General features: G+C 59.4%; 18 protein-coding genes. 6 read left to right on the top strand and 12 right to left on the bottom strand.

Going from position 1 to position 16,458, the window contains the following annotated elements; translation table 11 throughout:
* Positions 1-63: 63 nt before the first annotated feature.
* The 4 genes from grpE (at position 64) to G502_RS0106825 (ending at position 4,953) form a co-directional block, all read left to right on the top strand.
* The gene (gene grpE / locus G502_RS0106845) at positions 64-732 is read left to right on the top strand and encodes a nucleotide exchange factor GrpE (RefSeq protein ID WP_022727919.1); all 669 of its coding nucleotides are present in this window, start codon (positions 64-66) and stop codon (positions 730-732) included.
* A 517-nt stretch (positions 733-1,249) separates the two neighbouring features.
* The gene (gene dnaK / locus G502_RS0106835; RefSeq protein ID WP_022727917.1) at positions 1,250-3,187 is read left to right on the top strand and encodes a molecular chaperone DnaK; all 1,938 of its coding nucleotides are present in this window, start codon (positions 1,250-1,252) and stop codon (positions 3,185-3,187) included.
* A 91-nt stretch (positions 3,188-3,278) separates the two neighbouring features.
* Positions 3,279-4,421 carry a molecular chaperone DnaJ gene (gene dnaJ / locus G502_RS0106830; RefSeq protein ID WP_022727916.1) on the top strand — a complete coding sequence of 381 codons (1,143 nt, stop codon included), beginning with the start codon at positions 3,279-3,281 and terminating at the stop codon, positions 4,419-4,421.
* 103 nt (positions 4,422-4,524) lie between these two features.
* Positions 4,525-4,953: an OsmC family protein gene (locus G502_RS0106825; protein WP_022727915.1), complete on the top strand. Its 429-nt coding sequence runs from the start codon at positions 4,525-4,527 to the stop codon at positions 4,951-4,953.
* Here G502_RS0106825 and G502_RS0106820 read toward each other — a convergent pair.
* The 7 genes from G502_RS0106820 to G502_RS0106790 form a co-directional block, all read right to left on the bottom strand.
* Complete coding sequence (locus G502_RS0106820; RefSeq protein WP_022727914.1) at positions 4,938-5,339, bottom strand: helix-turn-helix domain-containing protein; 402 nt, start codon at positions 5,337-5,339, stop codon at positions 4,938-4,940. The two genes, G502_RS0106825 and G502_RS0106820, sit on opposite strands and share 16 nt — an antisense overlap.
* On the bottom strand, positions 5,336-5,944 hold the full coding sequence (locus tag G502_RS0106815; RefSeq protein WP_022727913.1) for a Smr/MutS family protein: 609 nt from the start codon (positions 5,942-5,944) through the stop codon (positions 5,336-5,338). The genes G502_RS0106820 and G502_RS0106815 overlap by 4 nt, the downstream gene beginning before the upstream one ends.
* Positions 5,945-5,950: 6 nt before the next feature.
* On the bottom strand, positions 5,951-6,622 hold the full coding sequence (locus tag G502_RS0106810; protein WP_022727912.1) for a LutC/YkgG family protein: 672 nt from the start codon (positions 6,620-6,622) through the stop codon (positions 5,951-5,953).
* Positions 6,619-8,061: a LutB/LldF family L-lactate oxidation iron-sulfur protein gene (locus tag G502_RS0106805; RefSeq protein WP_022727911.1), complete on the bottom strand. Its 1,443-nt coding sequence runs from the start codon at positions 8,059-8,061 to the stop codon at positions 6,619-6,621. The genes G502_RS0106810 and G502_RS0106805 overlap by 4 nt, the downstream gene beginning before the upstream one ends.
* A gap of 6 nt (positions 8,062-8,067) precedes the next feature.
* On the bottom strand, positions 8,068-8,919 hold the full coding sequence (locus G502_RS19060; RefSeq protein ID WP_022727910.1) for a (Fe-S)-binding protein: 852 nt from the start codon (positions 8,917-8,919) through the stop codon (positions 8,068-8,070).
* A 68-nt stretch (positions 8,920-8,987) separates the two neighbouring features.
* Positions 8,988-10,217 (bottom strand): murein transglycosylase A, encoded by a 1,230-nt coding sequence (mltA, locus tag G502_RS19055; protein WP_022727909.1) that lies wholly within the window; start codon positions 10,215-10,217, stop codon positions 8,988-8,990.
* A gap of 37 nt (positions 10,218-10,254) precedes the next feature.
* On the bottom strand, positions 10,255-10,968 hold the full coding sequence (locus tag G502_RS0106790) for a Tim44/TimA family putative adaptor protein (RefSeq protein ID WP_022727908.1): 714 nt from the start codon (positions 10,966-10,968) through the stop codon (positions 10,255-10,257).
* A gap of 157 nt (positions 10,969-11,125) precedes the next feature.
* Between G502_RS0106790 and G502_RS19050 the strand changes: the two genes are divergently transcribed.
* Both G502_RS19050 and secB read left to right on the top strand, forming a co-directional pair.
* Complete coding sequence (locus G502_RS19050; RefSeq protein WP_022727907.1) at positions 11,126-11,671, top strand: FxsA family protein; 546 nt, start codon at positions 11,126-11,128, stop codon at positions 11,669-11,671.
* A gap of 106 nt (positions 11,672-11,777) precedes the next feature.
* Entirely contained in the window at positions 11,778-12,347 is a 570-nt protein-coding gene (gene secB / locus G502_RS19045; RefSeq protein ID WP_022727906.1) for a protein-export chaperone SecB, read from the top strand.
* A gap of 85 nt (positions 12,348-12,432) precedes the next feature.
* On the opposite strand, the gene dnaQ is transcribed toward secB, so the two are convergent.
* The 5 genes from dnaQ to G502_RS0106755 are packed head-to-tail and all read right to left on the bottom strand — an operon-like array spanning position 12,433 to position 16,040.
* The gene (gene dnaQ, locus G502_RS0106775; RefSeq protein WP_022727905.1) at positions 12,433-13,110 is read right to left on the bottom strand and encodes a DNA polymerase III subunit epsilon; all 678 of its coding nucleotides are present in this window, start codon (positions 13,108-13,110) and stop codon (positions 12,433-12,435) included.
* 20 nt (positions 13,111-13,130) lie between these two features.
* Positions 13,131-13,739: a dephospho-CoA kinase gene (gene coaE / locus G502_RS0106770; RefSeq protein ID WP_022727904.1), complete on the bottom strand. Its 609-nt coding sequence runs from the start codon at positions 13,737-13,739 to the stop codon at positions 13,131-13,133.
* On the bottom strand, positions 13,739-14,590 hold the full coding sequence (locus G502_RS0106765; RefSeq protein ID WP_022727903.1) for a shikimate dehydrogenase: 852 nt from the start codon (positions 14,588-14,590) through the stop codon (positions 13,739-13,741). The genes coaE and G502_RS0106765 overlap by 1 nt, the downstream gene beginning before the upstream one ends.
* Positions 14,587-15,216, bottom strand: a complete 630-nt coding sequence (locus G502_RS0106760) for a Maf family protein (protein ID WP_022727902.1) — start codon at positions 15,214-15,216, stop codon at positions 14,587-14,589. The genes G502_RS0106765 and G502_RS0106760 overlap by 4 nt, the downstream gene beginning before the upstream one ends.
* The gene (locus G502_RS0106755; RefSeq protein WP_026989168.1) at positions 15,213-16,040 is read right to left on the bottom strand and encodes a pyruvate, water dikinase regulatory protein; all 828 of its coding nucleotides are present in this window, start codon (positions 16,038-16,040) and stop codon (positions 15,213-15,215) included. The genes G502_RS0106760 and G502_RS0106755 overlap by 4 nt, the downstream gene beginning before the upstream one ends.
* Positions 16,041-16,458: the final 418 nt, after the last annotated feature.

The following is a 16,458-nucleotide window of genomic DNA, read 5'->3' as shown; positions in this document are numbered from 1 at the left end:
CATAGCCCGGTCATTCACACAGATAATCAGGCTGGATCAGTTACATTTATTCGGAAAGGACTCATGGCAAAACGTCCCCAGCAATCAGAAACGACACAGACCCCTACGGAAGAAGAGCTCGCCGAACAGGGCAAGACAGCCGAGGGTGACGAGGCCGTCGAACCGGAAGTCGCGGCGAATGAAGATGTCGGCGAGGTGCCGCCTCCGGGTGAGAATGAACTCGACGAGACTGATGCCCTGCGCGCCGAGGTCGCCCAGTTGAAGGAGCAGCTGCTACGCGCCATGGCGGACGCGGAGAACACCCGCACCCGCGCGCGCAAGGATCGCGACGAGGCCGCAAAGTATGCCGCCAGCGGCATCGCCAAGGACCTCCTGTCCGTGGCCGACAACCTGCGCCGCGCTCTTGAAAGCGTTCCCGCCGAAGCCATCGAGCAGAACGAGCATCTCAAAAGCCTCGTCACCGGGGTGGAGATGACCGAGAAGTCTCTTCTGGAAGCCTTCGAGAAGAATCACATCAAGCGGATCGATCCCGTGGGCGAACGCCTGAACCCGCATTACCACGAAGCCATGGTCGAGATCGAGGATCCCGAGCGGGCCGCAGGCACGGTCTCGCAGGTTTTCGAACCGGGTTACGTATTGCACGACCGCCTGCTGCGCCCTGCCAGGGTGGCCGTCTCGAAGGGTGGTGGTCAGAACAGCGGGCCTGGTGGCCAGGTGGATACTCAGGCCTGATATTCTGTAACAGGATCAGGATCGTCCCCCGTCCGGGTTTTGGTCCTGGTCCTGTTGAGTGCTTTGACGAGATCGCTTCGCCTCGCGTATGCCGAGCCAGCGGAAAAAGAAATAGAGGGCTCCGGCCACAAGCATCAGTCCCGTTCCGAACTGGCTGGCTGCAGAACTGTCGAGGAGCCTTTCCCCAAAAAGGGCAAGAAGGGCGCCAACCACAATATTTGCCACCATCAACCAGAGGATGGTCAGATATATGCCATTGTTCGGAAAGGGAGGGTGGTTCCTGTAGAACATGGGGTCATCCTGCCCCCCTTCCGAATGCGAGACAAGCCGAAGAAGAAAGCCAAAGCCCGCCTTGTAGGCTGAGGCGAAAGCCTTATATATGCGAACGTAGGCGGCATTCGCCGCCAACTGATAAATCAACAGGTTTGATGGTCCCCTCCGGACCGAACCTCCAAGGGACTAGGGACGGCGCTTTATGAGGCTGTCTCACAAGTCTGCTGCGAAAGAGAGGATGTAAATGAGCAAAGTTATCGGTATCGACCTCGGAACGACAAACTCCTGCGTGGCCGTCATGGACGGCAAGGACGCACGGGTGATCGAGAATGCGGAAGGCACACGCACCACACCTTCCATGGTGGCCTTCACCGACGATGGCACACTGGTCGGCCAGCCGGCCAAGCGCCAGGCGGTCACCAATCCGGAAAACACCCTGTTCGCCATCAAGCGACTCATCGGCCGGCGCTATGACGACCCCACCACGAAGAAGGACAAGGATCTTGTCTCCTACAAGATCGTGGAGGGCCCGAACGGCGACGCCTGGGTCCAGGTGAACGACGAAAAGTTCAGCCCCAGCCAGGTTTCCGCCCAGATCCTTCAGAAGATGAAGGAAACCGCGGAAAACCATCTGGGTGAAAAGGTCGAGCAGGCCGTGATCACCGTTCCGGCCTACTTCAACGACGCCCAGCGTCAGGCCACCAAGGACGCCGGCAAGATCGCCGGACTGGAAGTCCTGCGCATCATCAACGAGCCCACGGCCGCCGCGCTCGCCTATGGCCTGGACAAGAAGACATCCGGCACCATCGCGGTCTATGACCTGGGTGGCGGTACCTTCGACGTCTCTGTCCTGGAAATCGGCGACGGTGTCTTTGAGGTGAAGTCCACCAACGGCGATACCTTCCTGGGTGGTGAGGACTTCGACAGCCAGATCATCGAGTACCTGGCCGACGAATTCAAGAAGGAGCAGGGCATCGACCTGCGCCAGGACAAGCTGGCCCTGCAGCGCCTGAAGGAAGCTGCCGAGAAGGCGAAGATCGAGCTGTCCAGCAGCACGCAGACCGAAGTGAACCTGCCGTTCATCACGGCGGATTCCTCGGGACCGAAGCATCTGAACATCAAGCTGTCCCGCGCCAAGCTGGAAGCCCTGGTGGATGATCTGGTCAAGCGCACCATCGAGCCCTGCAAGGCGGCCCTGAAGGACGCCGGGGTGAGCGCCGGCGAAATCGACGAGGTGATCCTGGTCGGCGGCATGACCCGCATGCCCAAGATCATCGAGAACGTGAAGAACTTCTTCGGCAAGGATCCCCACCGCGGCGTGAACCCGGACGAGGTGGTTGCCATTGGTGCCGCCATTCAGGGCGGTGTCCTGAAGGGCGACGTGAAGGACGTCCTGCTGCTGGACGTGACCCCGCTGTCCCTGGGTATCGAGACCCTGGGCGGTGTCATGACCAAGCTGATCGAGCGCAACACCACGATCCCAACCAAGAAGTCTCAGGTCTTCTCGACCGCAGAGGACAACCAGACGGCCGTGACCATCCGGGTCTTCCAGGGTGAGCGCGAAATGGCCGCGGACAACAAGATGTTGGGTCAGTTCGACCTGGTGGGCATTCCGGCCGCACCGCGCGGCGTCCCGCAGATCGAGGTGACCTTCGACATCGACGCCAACGGCATTGTGAACGTGGCGGCCAAGGACAAGGCCACCAACAAGGAACAGACCATCCGCATCCAGGCCTCCGGCGGCCTGTCCGAGGAGGACATCGAGCGCATGGTCAAGGAGGCCGAGGAAAATGCCGAGGCCGACAAGAAGAAGCGCGAGCTCATCGACGCCCGCAACAACGCAGAGAGCCTGATCCACACCACGGAGAAGACCCTCAGCGAAAGCGGGGACAAGGTGGATGCCACGGCCAAGGCCGAAGTGGAACAGGCCATTGCCGACCTGAAGGAAATCAAGGACGGCGAAGACCTGGAAGCCATCAAGGAAAAGACCGAGGCGTTGGCACAGGCCTCCATGAAGGTCGGAGCCGCCATGTACGACACCGAGGATGGCAGCGGTGCTGCTCCGGGTGACGGAGCCGCGGCGGATGGTGAAGCCGCGGACTCGGGAAGTCAGGATGACGACAGTGTCGTCGACGCCGACTTCGAGGAAGTCGACGATGACAAGAAGGGCAAGTCTGCCTGATCATGAAAGCGCGACGGGGCCGTTTAACGGCCCCGTCGTCTTTTGTTTTCCTGATAACCGGATCGCCCAAGGGGACAGCGCAACCTGAACCATGGCAAAACGTGATTATTATGAAATCCTGGGCGTCAGTCGTGACGCTGGCGACGACGAGATAAAGAAGGCCTACCGCAAACTGGCCATGAAGTATCACCCGGACCGCAATCCGGGGGACAGTGATGCGGAGGTCAAGTTCAAGGAAGCCAGCGAGGCCTATGAGGTCCTGAAAGACGCGGACAGCCGCGCCACCTATGACCGTTTCGGGCATGCCGCATTCGAGCAGGGCGGCGGCCGTCGTCCCGGTGGTGGGGGCGGTTTCGGTGGTTTCGAGGGTTTTGCCGACATCTTCGACGAGATGTTCGGCGACATGATGGGCGGTGGCCGCCGCGGCGGCGGTGCCCCGCATGGCGCAGACCTGCGCTATGACCTGGAAATCACTCTGGAAGATGCCTTCAACGGCAAGGACACCCAGATCCACATCCCCACCTGGGTCAGTTGCGAGACCTGTGAAGGCTCGGGAGCGCAACCGGGCTCGAAACCGGTTACCTGTCCGACCTGTGGCAGCCGTGGCCGCGTGCGCATGCAGCAGGGTTTCTTCACCATCGAGCGTGCCTGCCCAAGCTGTCATGGCCAGGGCAAGGTGATCGAGGACCCCTGCGATGACTGTGACGGCGTCGGCCGACAGCAGCAGGAAAAGACCCTTCAGGTCAACATTCCCGCCGGTGTCGAGGACGGCACCCGCATCCGCCTGGCCAACGAGGGCGAGGCTGGCTTGCGCGGTGCGCCGCCGGGCGATCTCTACATCTTCCTCTCTCTCAAGCCGCACCGTTTTTTCCAGCGCGATGGGGCGAATCTCTTCTGCCGCGTGCCCGTGCCCATGACCACGGCCGCCCTGGGTGGCGAGATCGAGGTTCCGACCATGAATGGTGGACGGGCGAAGCTGAGCGTACCGGCCGGTACACAGTCAGGAACCCAGTTCCGTATGAAGGGCAAGGGCATGCCGGTCCTGCGCTCCAATGCCAAGGGCGACCTCTATATACAGGTTTCCGTCGAGGTTCCGGTCAACCTGACCAAGCGTCAGCGCGAGCTACTGGAAGAGTTTCGGGAAGAGTCAGGCGAGGACAGCGACCGCCATCATCCAGAAAGCCATGGCTTCTTCTCGCGCGTGAAGGAATTCTTCGAAGATCTGAGGGATTGAGGCAGGTTAAAAGATATACAGTATATACATCTTTTCTCTGGACACAGGGCGCTGTCTGCCCCACATCTGTCTTGCAAACGGATAAAGAGAAGGGAACCTGTTCATGAAAAGCAGAAACGCATCCGCCATCTGGAATGGAGATCTCAAGGGCGGCAATGGCCGTATCTCCAGTGATAGCGGCGTCCTTGATAAGAGTGCCTATTCCTTCGCCACACGCTTCGAGGATGGCAAGGGAACCAACCCAGAGGAACTGATCGCAGCTGCGCATGCAGGGTGCTATTCGATGGCGCTGTCCAACGAACTGGCTGGTGACGGCATGTCCCCGGAAAGCGTCGAAACACGGGCCTCTGTCACGCTGGACCAGGTCGAAGGCGGTTTTGCTATCACCAAGATTCATCTGGATGTCAAAGCCAAGGTTCCGGGCGCCAGCCAAGCAGACTTCGACGCAGCTGCAGAGCGTGCCAAGACCGGCTGCCCTGTCTCCAAGCTGATGAACGCCGAGATCACGCTGGCCAGTCAGTTGGACTCCTGAGATCCGGCGTCCAAGCGGGCCTGTGCTGTTTCCTCTGCCTCCTGCATGACGGAAAGCAGGGCGTCTATACGCTCCTGCGGCAAGGTTGAAACCGTCTCTGACAAGCGGTTTGCCAGCTCCGTGGCGGCAGGGGAAAGGCCCGCTGTATCTATGGTCACACGTGGATGCGACAAGGCTGCCAGGCGTTCGAGCGCCTCTGCCTCATCCCAGATGATACCAAGATACTGACAGACTGCATGAACGAAATGCAGGCTTGGTCGCCCCCTGTGGCCGTGTTCCAGCGCCGAGAGATAGGCGGGTGAAACCTCCAGGCCCGCCGCCATTTCCTTGAGGGTCAAGCCTCGTTCGGCCCTGATTCTCCGCAATTCGGCTCCGAAAGGGGTCATCTGGCCGTCTCCCGATTTTCGCGCTGTCGGCGCAACAGGATGTAGAGCGCCCCCGAGCCCCCATGTTGTGGACGCGCATAATCGAAGGCCAGAACCTTCTCCCGATTGGTGGGTAGATTTAGCCATTTCGGCACCTGTTTACGCAAGATGCCACCCTCTTCACTGAAACGCCCCTTGCCGGTAATGACAAGAACACACCGCAGTCCCTGGGCCTGGGCGCGTGCCAGGAAGCTGTCCAACTGGCTGTGCGCATCCTGTTGACCCAGGCCATGCAGATCCAGGCGCGCGTCAATGGACATTTTTCCACGACGCATGCGCTCGGCTGAGCGGCGATCGAGACCGGCAACCGCGCCATGCGACAGTTCTGTGCGCGTGTTTGGAGCTGCGCGGCTGACCTTGCGCGGCGGGGGATTCGAGACCTTCTTCGCCGCCGCCTGTTTCTCACGGGGTGAAGAGGTCTCCTGCTCGGCCGTGTCATCGGAAAGCGTGGTGGCCGTGGAGCCCTTCAGGCGCATACGCTCGGGCAGGGGATGCGCATCCCGCACCACATGCTGCCAGAGGCGTGCCTCCTCACGGCTAAGGCCCGTTTTTCCGCGACGGGACATGGCTTATCAATCCTCTGGGTCTCCGACAACGAGGATATGTAACCGTCGCGGTCCATGTGCACCAAGTTGAATCGTCTGTTCAATATCTGCCGTGCGCGAGGGCCCGGTTATCATGTTGACGGTCCGTGGCAGCCGCCCATCGTTCTGCGCCCGCAAGCGATCCCAAACCTGTTCGTAGGTACCGGTGATGTCCCGTGCTTCCAGCATGACGATGTGCGTATCCGGCAGGAAGTTCAGGCCCGTCGGACGCTCGGCGCCAGAATGCAGAATCAGTGTGCCGGTTTCCGCCACGGCGGCAAAAGCCGGAACCAGCGAGACGGCATCCGTGGCCTCGACACAGCCAGCCTGGACTTCCAAACCAGAAGCCTGACTCGTCCAGGGCAGATCGATCAGTTTTCTGTCCGGCGCCATCCGAAGCGTGGCTGGAAGATTCCGTTCCCGCAGGTAACTTGCGACTGCCTGAGGAATCTCCTGAACAGCCTGAAGCCGCGATACCGTGGCATCCACCGCAGTGGCCTGCTGGATAAAGAGCGCCAGACGTTCTTCTGCAGACAACTGGGCGCGTGCCGGAATCGGACCACGTGGGTGTTCGGCCAGCCGGTGATCCACCACATCATCCTGAACCGCGGCACGGCTGCGTCGTATCTGATCGAGAATGCGCGCCCTGCTGTCTGTCACCTTCCTGCCTCCGGCGTTTTTCCGGCACGGCGTTGCCTGGCCCAGAGCTGCTGGAACGTGGCGCCTTGCGGCGCCGGAAGATCACGATGATCGGTCCAGCCCGAGGCCAGCGGCAAGCGTGCAAAGCGCCCGCGTCGCCGTCCCAATAGTCCCAGCAGCGGCATCACGAGACGCGTCGCTGCGTGATAGAGGGCGGGGCGGCGTGCAAAGTAGGCCCAGAAAGACAGGCCCGTGCGCGCTGCGGCCGGCGTCAGGTGGCGCTCGTATTCCTGCTCGCGCCAGTGCCGCATCATCTTGGGCAGGGGAATCTTCATGGGGCAGACCGCCTCGCAACGACCACAGAAGCTGGAGGCATTCGGCAAGTGCCCGGCTTCCTCCACCCCGGTCAAGGCTGGCGTCAGAACCGCCCCCATCGGGCCGGGATAGACCCAGCCATAGGCGTGCCCGCCGATCGCGTGATAGACGGGACAGTGGTTCATGCAGGCGCCGCACTTGATACAGCGCAGCATTTCCTCGAATTCGCTTCCCAGCATGGCTGAGCGGCCGTTGTCCAGAAGGACGACATGGTATTCGTCCGGTCCGTCGGCATCCTCCGCACGGCGTGGCCCTGTCGAGAAGGTCGTGTAGCTCGAGAATTCCTGGCCCGTGGCCGACCGGGCCAGTAACCTCAGGATCGTCGAGGCATCCTCAAGGGTCGGAACCACCTTCTCGATGCTGGCAATCACAATATGCACCCGGGGCAGGGACTGGGTCAGGTCACCATTGCCCTCGTTGGTGACGATCACACTGCTGCCCGTCTCGGCGATCAGAAGGTTGGCGCCTGTAATGCCCACATCGGCATCCAGATAACGCTGGCGCAGCATGTTGCGGGCTTCTTCCACCAGCTGGCTTGGCTGGCTCAGATCCCGGTCGCCAGGCAGGTCCTTGTGTTCCCGGCGAAAATCGTCCGCGACCTGCTCCTTGTTGAGATGCACGGCGGGTGCAATGATGTGGCTGGGTGCTTCGTGGCGCAGCTGGATGATGTACTCGCCCAGGTCCGTTTCAACCGGAACAATGCCCTTCTCTTCGAGAAAATCGTTCAGGCCGATTTCCTCGGCCACCATGGATTTGCCCTTGGTGACGCTGCGGGCGTTCTGCCGCCGACAGATATCCAGAATGGCCGTGCGGGCTTCCTCGGCCGTGGCACACCAGTGGACCTGGCCGCCATCCTCGCGAACCCTGGATTCGTAGCGTTCCAGGTAATGGTCCAAATGGGCCAGGGCATGGTCCTTCACGGCCCGGGCCGCCTCGCGCAACTCCTCGAACTCGGGAAGCTTCTCGACAGCGGCAAGGCGCTTGTCGATAAAGTTCCGCTTAACGTTGCCCATGGCCTTTTGAAGCTGATCGTCAGCAAGGGCGTGGCGGACGTTATCCTTGAAGTTGCGGCTAGTCGATTCCATGGGCGGCTAGCGGCTCCTGCGTTGCATTCGGGAAGCGGCCTCAGCATCCGACGAACCGATTGAGGGCGAATCAAGTTGTCCTGCCAGGACTTCTGCCACATGGCGGACCTGCATTTCCGATCCCTGCCGACGGAGTTTTCCCGCGATGTTCATCAAGCACCCCAGTTCGCCGGCCAGAAGCATTTCCGCACCGCTTTCCTGGACAGCCTTGCTCTTGTCCTCGACCATGGCATTTGAAATGTCGGGATACTTCACACAAAAGGTCCCGCCAAACCCACAGCAAACTTCCCGGTCTTTCAATTCCTTCAATTCAAGTGCTTCCACAGCCTGAAGGAGCTGGCGCGGCTGAGTGGAAACGCCCAACTCTCGCAGGCCGGAACAGCCGTCATGATAGGTCACACTGCCCTCAAGCTGTCGGCTGGCAGGGCGGAAGCCGCAGATATCCACCAGGAATGAGGTCAGTTCGTGCGTGCGCGCAGCCAGTGCTTCGACTTCTGGAAGCAGGTCGGGAGAATCGCGGAAAAGCCGCGGGTAATGCTCACGAATCATGGCCGCACAGGAGCCGGACGGGGCAACAACGTAATCAAAGTCGCAAAAAGCTTCCACGGTGGCGCGTGCAATCGCGCGCGTATCTTCACGGTCACCGGAATTATAGGCCGGCTGTCCACAGCAGGTCTGGTTCTGTGGCACCTCGACTGTACAGCCGGCGTCCTCAAGCAGGGCAACAGCGGAAAAACCCACGGTGGGCCGGAACAAGTCCACTAGACAGGTGATGAACAAGCCCACACGGGGACCTGGTTGGTTCTGTCGGGTCTGGTTTTCGTCAGATGCCGGCTGCTGTGCCGTTTCTTGTTTCATGGACAAAGTCATTCTCCTTGCCTGAAAAATGGTATGACCAGTTGGAAAAGGCAAGCAAGGAGAAGGAGTCAGCTTTCCGAAGCGTCAGGCGTCTGGGCCCCGTGGCGCTCGGCAACGCTGCGCGGAAGCAGGATCCAATAGCGTCCCGGCTCCTTCATGCGGCCCGCTCTTTCGAAAGCAGCTTCACCGCTGCCCCAGAAGAAATCGCCACGCACCGGCCCAGTTATCGCGCTGCCTGTATCCTGGGCCAACATCAGTCTATTGAGTGCTTCCTGGCTGTTGGGCCAATAGCTTTCCAGCCAAAGCGGGACTCCCAGAGGCAGGAAGTTGCGATCCACAGCCAGTGAGCGACCCGGGGTCAGGGGAACGCCCTGGGCACCAATGGGGCCTGCCTCATCGATTTCCCGGAAAAAGATATATCGGGCATTCCGCTCCATCAGGGCACGTGCGCGTTCGGGATTGTCATTGAGCCACGCCCGAATTGCCTGCATGGACGCTTCATCACGCGACACGACGCCTTCCTCGATCAGGGCCCGTCCAATGGCATAGAAGGGATGACCATTGGATCCGGCAAAACCGACGCGTTGGCGACTTCCGTCCGGCAGCGTAGCCACCCCCGATCCCTGTATATGAAGGAAGAAGACATCCACGGGATCATCGGCCCAGAGCACGACATCAGCCTTGCCCTTCAGAGCGCCTTCCGCAATCTCACGGCGTGAATGATAGGGTTCAAAGCTGTTTCCCGAAACGCGCCCGATCAGTTTCTTTCCGGAAAGCTCGGAGTCGAACGCACCCAGATCCGCCGTGATCAGGTCCGCAGGCGGCGCATGGAGCGGTACATCATAGCCACCCCCCGGTTGGCGTGCCGCGCGAATTTCCGCTTCGTAATAGCCCGTAAAGAGGCCATCCTGCCGCGGCCTTGCCTCGACGGCAAAAGGCCGGAACTCTCGTTCCAGGAAGGCCCGCAGTTCGCCGTCACCGGTGAAATTCCCATCCTGGAGCCCGCGGCAGACCTCTTCCCAGTCAGCAATCGTGCCGGCCTTGCCTTCAGGGCCAAGCTTGCGATCGGAAGGCTGCTGCTGCAAACGCTGGCAGGAACGGCGAAAGGCGGGCAGGGCTTCCAGCAAATTGTCCTGCTGCCAGCCCGAAAGATCGGAAAAGCGCGCCGGAACGAAAACAGCTTCTGCTTCGTCGGGTGCAACGGGCTTCTCTTCCGCCGGCTTGTCCAAGGGTGCCTGGCAGGAGGCAAGGACCAGTGCACCCAAAACGGCAAGAACACGCGCACCTAGACCAATCATGCAGGACAGCTCACGGAAGGATGCTCCTCTGTGCGGATCAGGTCGGGCTTTCCGTGGCCGTCAGGGCCCAGTTCGGATCCCGGTTGCGTGTGTTGCGTTCGAAAGTCCAGACGTCGGTAACGTTGATGATTTCGTTCGGATCGCCTTCGATGATGCGATCCTCCTCATCCCGGGTCACATTGATCTGCTCACTGACGAATTTCACATCGATGGAGGCGATACGGTTTTCCAACCGGGCATCCACGATATCGGCCGACTTGATGCTGACAATGGTTGTCTGAAGGCTCTCATTGTTCTTCTCGCGTTCGTCGATTGCCTTCGAGAAATCCTCGTACACCTGATCGGCCAGCAGGCCGCGCAGGGTTTCGCGATCACCGGCGGCAAAGGCGGATACGATCATCTCGAACGCAGAGCGCGCACCTTCCAGAAAGCCCTGTTCATCGAACGAGCTGTCCGCCAGCTTGATCTGGGTCAGACCGGCCGCGGCTGGCCCTTCCGTCCGAAACTCGGTTTGCTGCTCTTCTGCAGTTTGCTGCTGGCCTTTCTGGTTGGGCAGGTGAACCACCTTGTCCTGACTCTCAGGGCCCTTCTTCTTGGCCGTCTGGTTTTCCTCGTTCTGCTTGAAGGGGTCGAAATCGGAACGTGACTCATTCCCGTTTCGTCGCCCCAGGACAGAACGCAGGCGCAGGATAAGGAAGGCCGCTATCGCTGCGAAAAGTATAATGTCTAGAAGTTGAAAGCCTTCGCCCATCAGATATCCTGTTCATGACCGGCGCAGGTCTGGTCGGGAGCGGCCGGCCTCACCGAGCGTCCCCTGTGCCGATCCGCATGTGTGAAACAAGCAACAGACCTTGTCATCCTTTGGTCTCTACCCCAGTACATAGGGGAGCATCAAGGAAAGAACAAGCATGGCCCTTTATATACTCATCGCCTTTATCGCTATTCCCCTGATTGAAATCGCACTTTTCATTGAGGTCGGGGATTGGATCGGACTCTGGCCCACTCTGGCTGCCATTGTGCTGACCGCACTTGCCGGAACGACCATGCTGCGCATCCAGGGGCTGGCAACCCTGAGCAGAGCGCGCTCGGAAATGGATCGCGGAGAACTGCCCGCCCGGGAGCTCTTCGATGCTTTCTGCCTCGGCATAGCCGGCGTTCTCCTGCTGGTACCCGGTTTCTTTACCGACGCCATCGGGCTGCTGTTGTTCATACCCATCTTCCGAACCTGGCTGCGCCGGGTCCTGGGGCACAATATCAAGGTCCACAGCATGTCCGCCCACGGGCATGCCGCCTACCGACAGCAACGCGACAGCAACACCATCGATGCCGATTATGTGGACATCACGAATGAGGATGATCCCCAGCACGAGGAGTCATCTCCCAAGGAGTTGACGAACGATGAGGACTCCGATCCTTCGAAACGCGGTGAGGGCGGCAGCAAATGGGTCCGATAGATCCAACAAGCTGTGCGCTTGTGCCCGCAACCGCTTCCATGCTAGCCAACCGGCACTTGTTTCACGAACATCCGCGTACTCTCCAGCCCAGATCAAGAGGCCTCTCATGAACGACACCACTCCAGGCGCGGCACCGGCCGGCGCAAATCCCCAGGATCAGCAGCAGGGCAACAAGGAATCACCGCTTGTTGTTCATGTGCAGTACCTGAAGGACCTCTCGTTCGAAAGTCCGAATGCACCGACCATCCTGACCAACATGGGCCAATCGCCCAATCTGGATATCCAGCTCAATGTCGGTGCACGCCCGCTTCAGGACCGCATCTACGAGGTGGTCCTGAACCTCAAGGTCACGGCAAAGCAGAAGACCGAAGAGGACGAGCGAACCGCCTTCGTCGTCGAACTGGAATACGCCGGCGTGGTCACCGTTGGCCAGGCGGTCCCGGACGAGCGTGTCGAACAGGTTCTGCTGATTGATTGCGCAAGCATGCTGTTCCCCTTCGCACGGCGCGCCGTTGCGGACACCACGCGCGAAGGCGGGTTCCCGCCTGTCTTGATCAATCCCGTGGACTTCGTGCAGCTCTATCGCCAGCGGAAGGCACGTGAAGCCGCTGCGGCCGGCAACGAGCAATCCGGCAACACCGCAGGCAGCGGAAACGGAGAAGACACCCAGTCCTGATCAGCTGTCACTCCGCGCTCGAGGGCAAACCCCATTCGGGGCTGTTCTCGAGCGCGGATGTCCTGTCTATCCAGGAGTGAGTACTCTAGTGGGTCCAGATGGGATCCTTGAGTTTTTCCAGCATGCGCGCATGGGCTTCTTCTTCATCGGGACTTGTTGCATGCGGCCGCGGAGCACGATGTGGCCGACTGGCGCGCAATGCCTCTGACGTAGTCTGCGAGGACTTGTCGTCAGCCAGTATCAGGCCTGGCTGACGTCCGCCCATCAATTCCAGGTAAACCGCAGCCAGCAGCTGACAGTCCAACAGGGCGCCATGCAGGCTGCGCTCCGACAGGTCTATCTCGAAGCGGCGGCACAGGGCATCAAGACTGGCCTGGGCGCCGGGAAAGCGGCGCCGCGCGATCTGTACCGTGTCTATGGCCTGTTCCGTGGGAATGGCGGCGTAGCCGCAGCGAACCAACTCCGCATTCAGGAATTTCAGGTCGAATTCGGCATTGTGGATGACGAGTTTCGCATCCGCTATGAACTCCAGGAAACGCTCCGCCACATCACCGAACAAAGGCTTGTCGGAGAGAAAGTCCAGGCTCAGTCCGTGTACCTTGAAGGACTCTTCGGGAATATCCCGTTGAGGATTGAGGAAGAGCTGCAGATTGTTGTTTGTCGGAACATGATTTTCCAGTTCGACACAGCCGATCTCTATGACCCTGTGGCCGGCATCCGGGTCCAGGCCCGTGGTTTCGGTATCCAGAACAACTTCACGCATGAATGCTTCCCTCTCTACCCCTATCTCTCACGAATTTTCCCGTACCTGCGCAATTTGCGCACAATGCGGGAAAGCTGCCGAAAAGTCAGCGCCTTGCTCAGCCCTGTTTGAACCACATAATCCGCCCGCCGCCGTTTCAGGGCATCGGGCATCTGCCGCGCCAGGACAGCGCGAAAGGCTTCCTCGTTCATGTTGGGGCGTCTCAGGACTCTCTGCCTTTGTATGCGCAGTGGCGCGCTGACGACGATGACATGATCGCAGAGTTCTTCTCCGCCGGTTTCGTAAAGCAAGGGAATATCCAGGACGACGAGAGGGGAACGCCATCTTCGGTGACGCTTCAGGAAATCCAGCGCTTCCTGGCGCACCAGCGGATGCACCAGGGATTCCAGCAGGTGCAAGGCGGCATCATCGGCAAAAACGCGTTCGCCCAACCTCTTGCGGTCGATGGCGCCGTTCAGGATAGCCTCCGGAAAATGTCGTTCCACCGCCGGTACAGCGCGTCCTCCCTTTGAGAACAGGCGATGAACTGCCTGGTCCGCGTCGTGCACCGGAAGTCCCAGGCGCCGCAACATTCCTGCTGCGGTCGTTTTGCCCATGCCAATGGACCCTGTGAGCCCGAGGACCTGCATTAGCCTTCCAGAACGAAGTGCCGCAATTCCTCGTCCACTTCGGGGGTTCGCTCGAACCAGCCGGTGAAACCGGGAACTGCTTGATGCAGCAGCATGCCCAGGCCATCCACCACCCAGTTTCCTCGTTCACGCGCACGTAGCAGCAGATCCGTTTCCAGAGGTGCATAGACAATGTCGTTGACCAGAGCAGTCCCGGGAAGTGCACTCAGGTCGATATCCAGAGGAGGTTGTCCGCTCATGCCCAGACTTGTGGCATTGACCAACAGATTCGCGCCGGAAAGCATGTCCGACCAATGCCCCCATTCAACGATCCTGAGCCGCTCACCGCCAGAATCCTGGGACAAGCTGTCTGCCAGTTTCTCGGCACGTGTGCGCGTACGGTTTGCGATCAGGATTTCCGGTGCGCCCGCATCCATCAAGGCGACACAAAGGGCACGGGCCGCACCACCCGCCCCAAGAATCACGGCCGGACCAGAGGTGGCCTTCCATTTCGGACAGCCTTCGAAGAGATTCTGGATGAAACCGTAGGCATCGGTGTTGTCGCCCAGGATACGCTCGTCATGGAAGAAGAGTGTATTTACGGCGCCAATACGGCGCGCACTGCTGGTTACTTCGTCACAGACGCGAAGGGCCGCCTCCTTGTGCGGCACTGTCACGTTTGCGCCGAGGAAGCTCAGGTTCGCCAAGGCCGTCACGGCCGATGCAAAGCTTTCAGGACGTACCGGCAAGGGAACATAGGCGCCATCGATTCCATAACGCTCCAGCCAGTGATTGTGCAGCCGCGGAGAACGGGAGTGACCAACCGGCCAGCCCAACACTCCGGCAAGACGACTTCTTCCCGTAAGTATCATCCCAATATGGCTCCTCGTTGGCGCAGATAACCCACCAAGGGTAGCAGTGGCAGTCCCAGGATCGTGAAGTAATTTCCCTCTATATGACTGAAAAGATGTGCCCCATGGCTTTCCAGGCAATATCCGCCAACTGATCCAAGGGCAACATCTCCTGCAACTCCAAGATAGGTCTGAATGAAGTCTTCATCAAAGCTGCGCATTGTCAGCCGAGATGTTTCATTGTGATGCCAGAGACGTTCTCCGTCACGCACGACACAGACTGCGGTTTCCAGTGTATGCGTACGTCCGGACAGGGCTCTGAGATGAGCTGCGAGGTGATCCCTGTCCTCAGGTTTGTCAAACCAAGTCCCATTGCAATCAAGCATCTGATCGGCGCCGATGACAAGTGCACCGGGACAAAGGCGGCTGACCCGGCCAGCCTTCAGTTCAGCAAGTGTCTCGGCAACCTGCAAGGCTGTCGCCCCTTCCGCTGCCAGAGATTTCTTGATCTCCATCTCATCGACGGCCGCCGCCTGATGATCGAAAGCCAGGCCTGCATTCTCCAGGAGCTGGCGGCGTGCGGCACTTCCCGATGCCAGCACCAGACCTTCTCCATCAGGCTTCATGAAATCCGCAGTCTTTTTCATTCTGCTGCCTTCGCACGATGGCGCTGATAAAGGGTCAGGATAGCCGCAGCGGTTTCCTCGATCGAACGGCGGGTGACATCTATGACGGGCCAGTGATGGCGTGCATAGAGCCGCCGAGCTTCCTTGACCTCCTCTGTCACGGAATCGATATCGGCGTAATTTCCAGCTTCATCCCGGTCATTCATGACACGCAGCCGGCTTCTTCTTATGTCGACCAATCGTGCCGGATCCTTTGTCAGACCAATTATCAGCGTGCCCTGAAGTTGAAACAACGCCTCGGGCAGGGGAACGTCCGGTACATAAGGAACATTTGCCGCACGTACACCTCTTTGTGCCAGGTAGACGCAGGTCGGTGTCTTTGAAGTGCGCGATACACCGACCAGCACGACATCCGCCAGCGTCAAATCTTCGTTCAATTGCCCGTCATCATGGGCAAGCGCGAAATTCATGGCTTCAATGCGATCGAAATATTCATTGTCGAGCGTGTGCTGCTTGCCGGGACGGCCCACGCTGGTGCGTTCATAGTGCAGACCGAGTGCATGCATGACCGGATCCAGAACCGCCACGCAAGGCACGCCGATGGTACGACAGTTCTCTTCCAGGAGGCGCCGCAATCCCTCGTCCACCATGGTGTAGACAACCGGGCCAGGTTCCCGGCGAATATGTTCGACAATCTTTTCCACATGGCCCCGTGTGCGGACCAGTGTCCAGATGTGCTCCTGCGGTTCAATGCCCTCGAACTGGGCAACACAGGCCCGGGCAACAGAATTGACGGTTTCTCCGGTGGAATCGGAGACCAGGTGGAGATGATGATGCAAGGTCATGTCACAGGCATACCCAAGGGGACAGATAGGGGATTATGGGGATAAGCATTACGCAATCAAAGCCTACCCGAAAAGCATACCCATAGCGCAGGATTCCATGCGAAGGCTTGTCCCCTGTTGATTGTCCAGCAAAACCGCTCTGGATCCAGTGGATGAAAGTCTCCTTGTCTGACCATGAACTCCATTTCTTCACGCTTTTCACAGCCGCCTTGAAAGCCCGAAAAACCATGCATGATTCTTGGATTATGCTCAGATGCATCCTCAGAAAAGAACTGTTTCAGGCAACTTGCACCAAGCTGTGGACAGACCTGATGATGAAAATTAATCCCCAGCTTTCCACCATCCTACAACGACTCCAGATTCCTTTCTTAATAATATAATTGATAGTAGGACTGTGGATCCTTCTGTCCTGGCTTCC

Origin of the sequence: Fodinicurvata sediminis DSM 21159 (assembly GCF_000420625.1) — a bacterium.
GTDB classification, from domain to species: Bacteria; Pseudomonadota; Alphaproteobacteria; order Kiloniellales; family DSM-21159; genus Fodinicurvata; species Fodinicurvata sediminis.
Note: the sequence above shows the minus strand (reverse complement) of the source record. Positions and strands in the feature narration are given on the sequence as shown.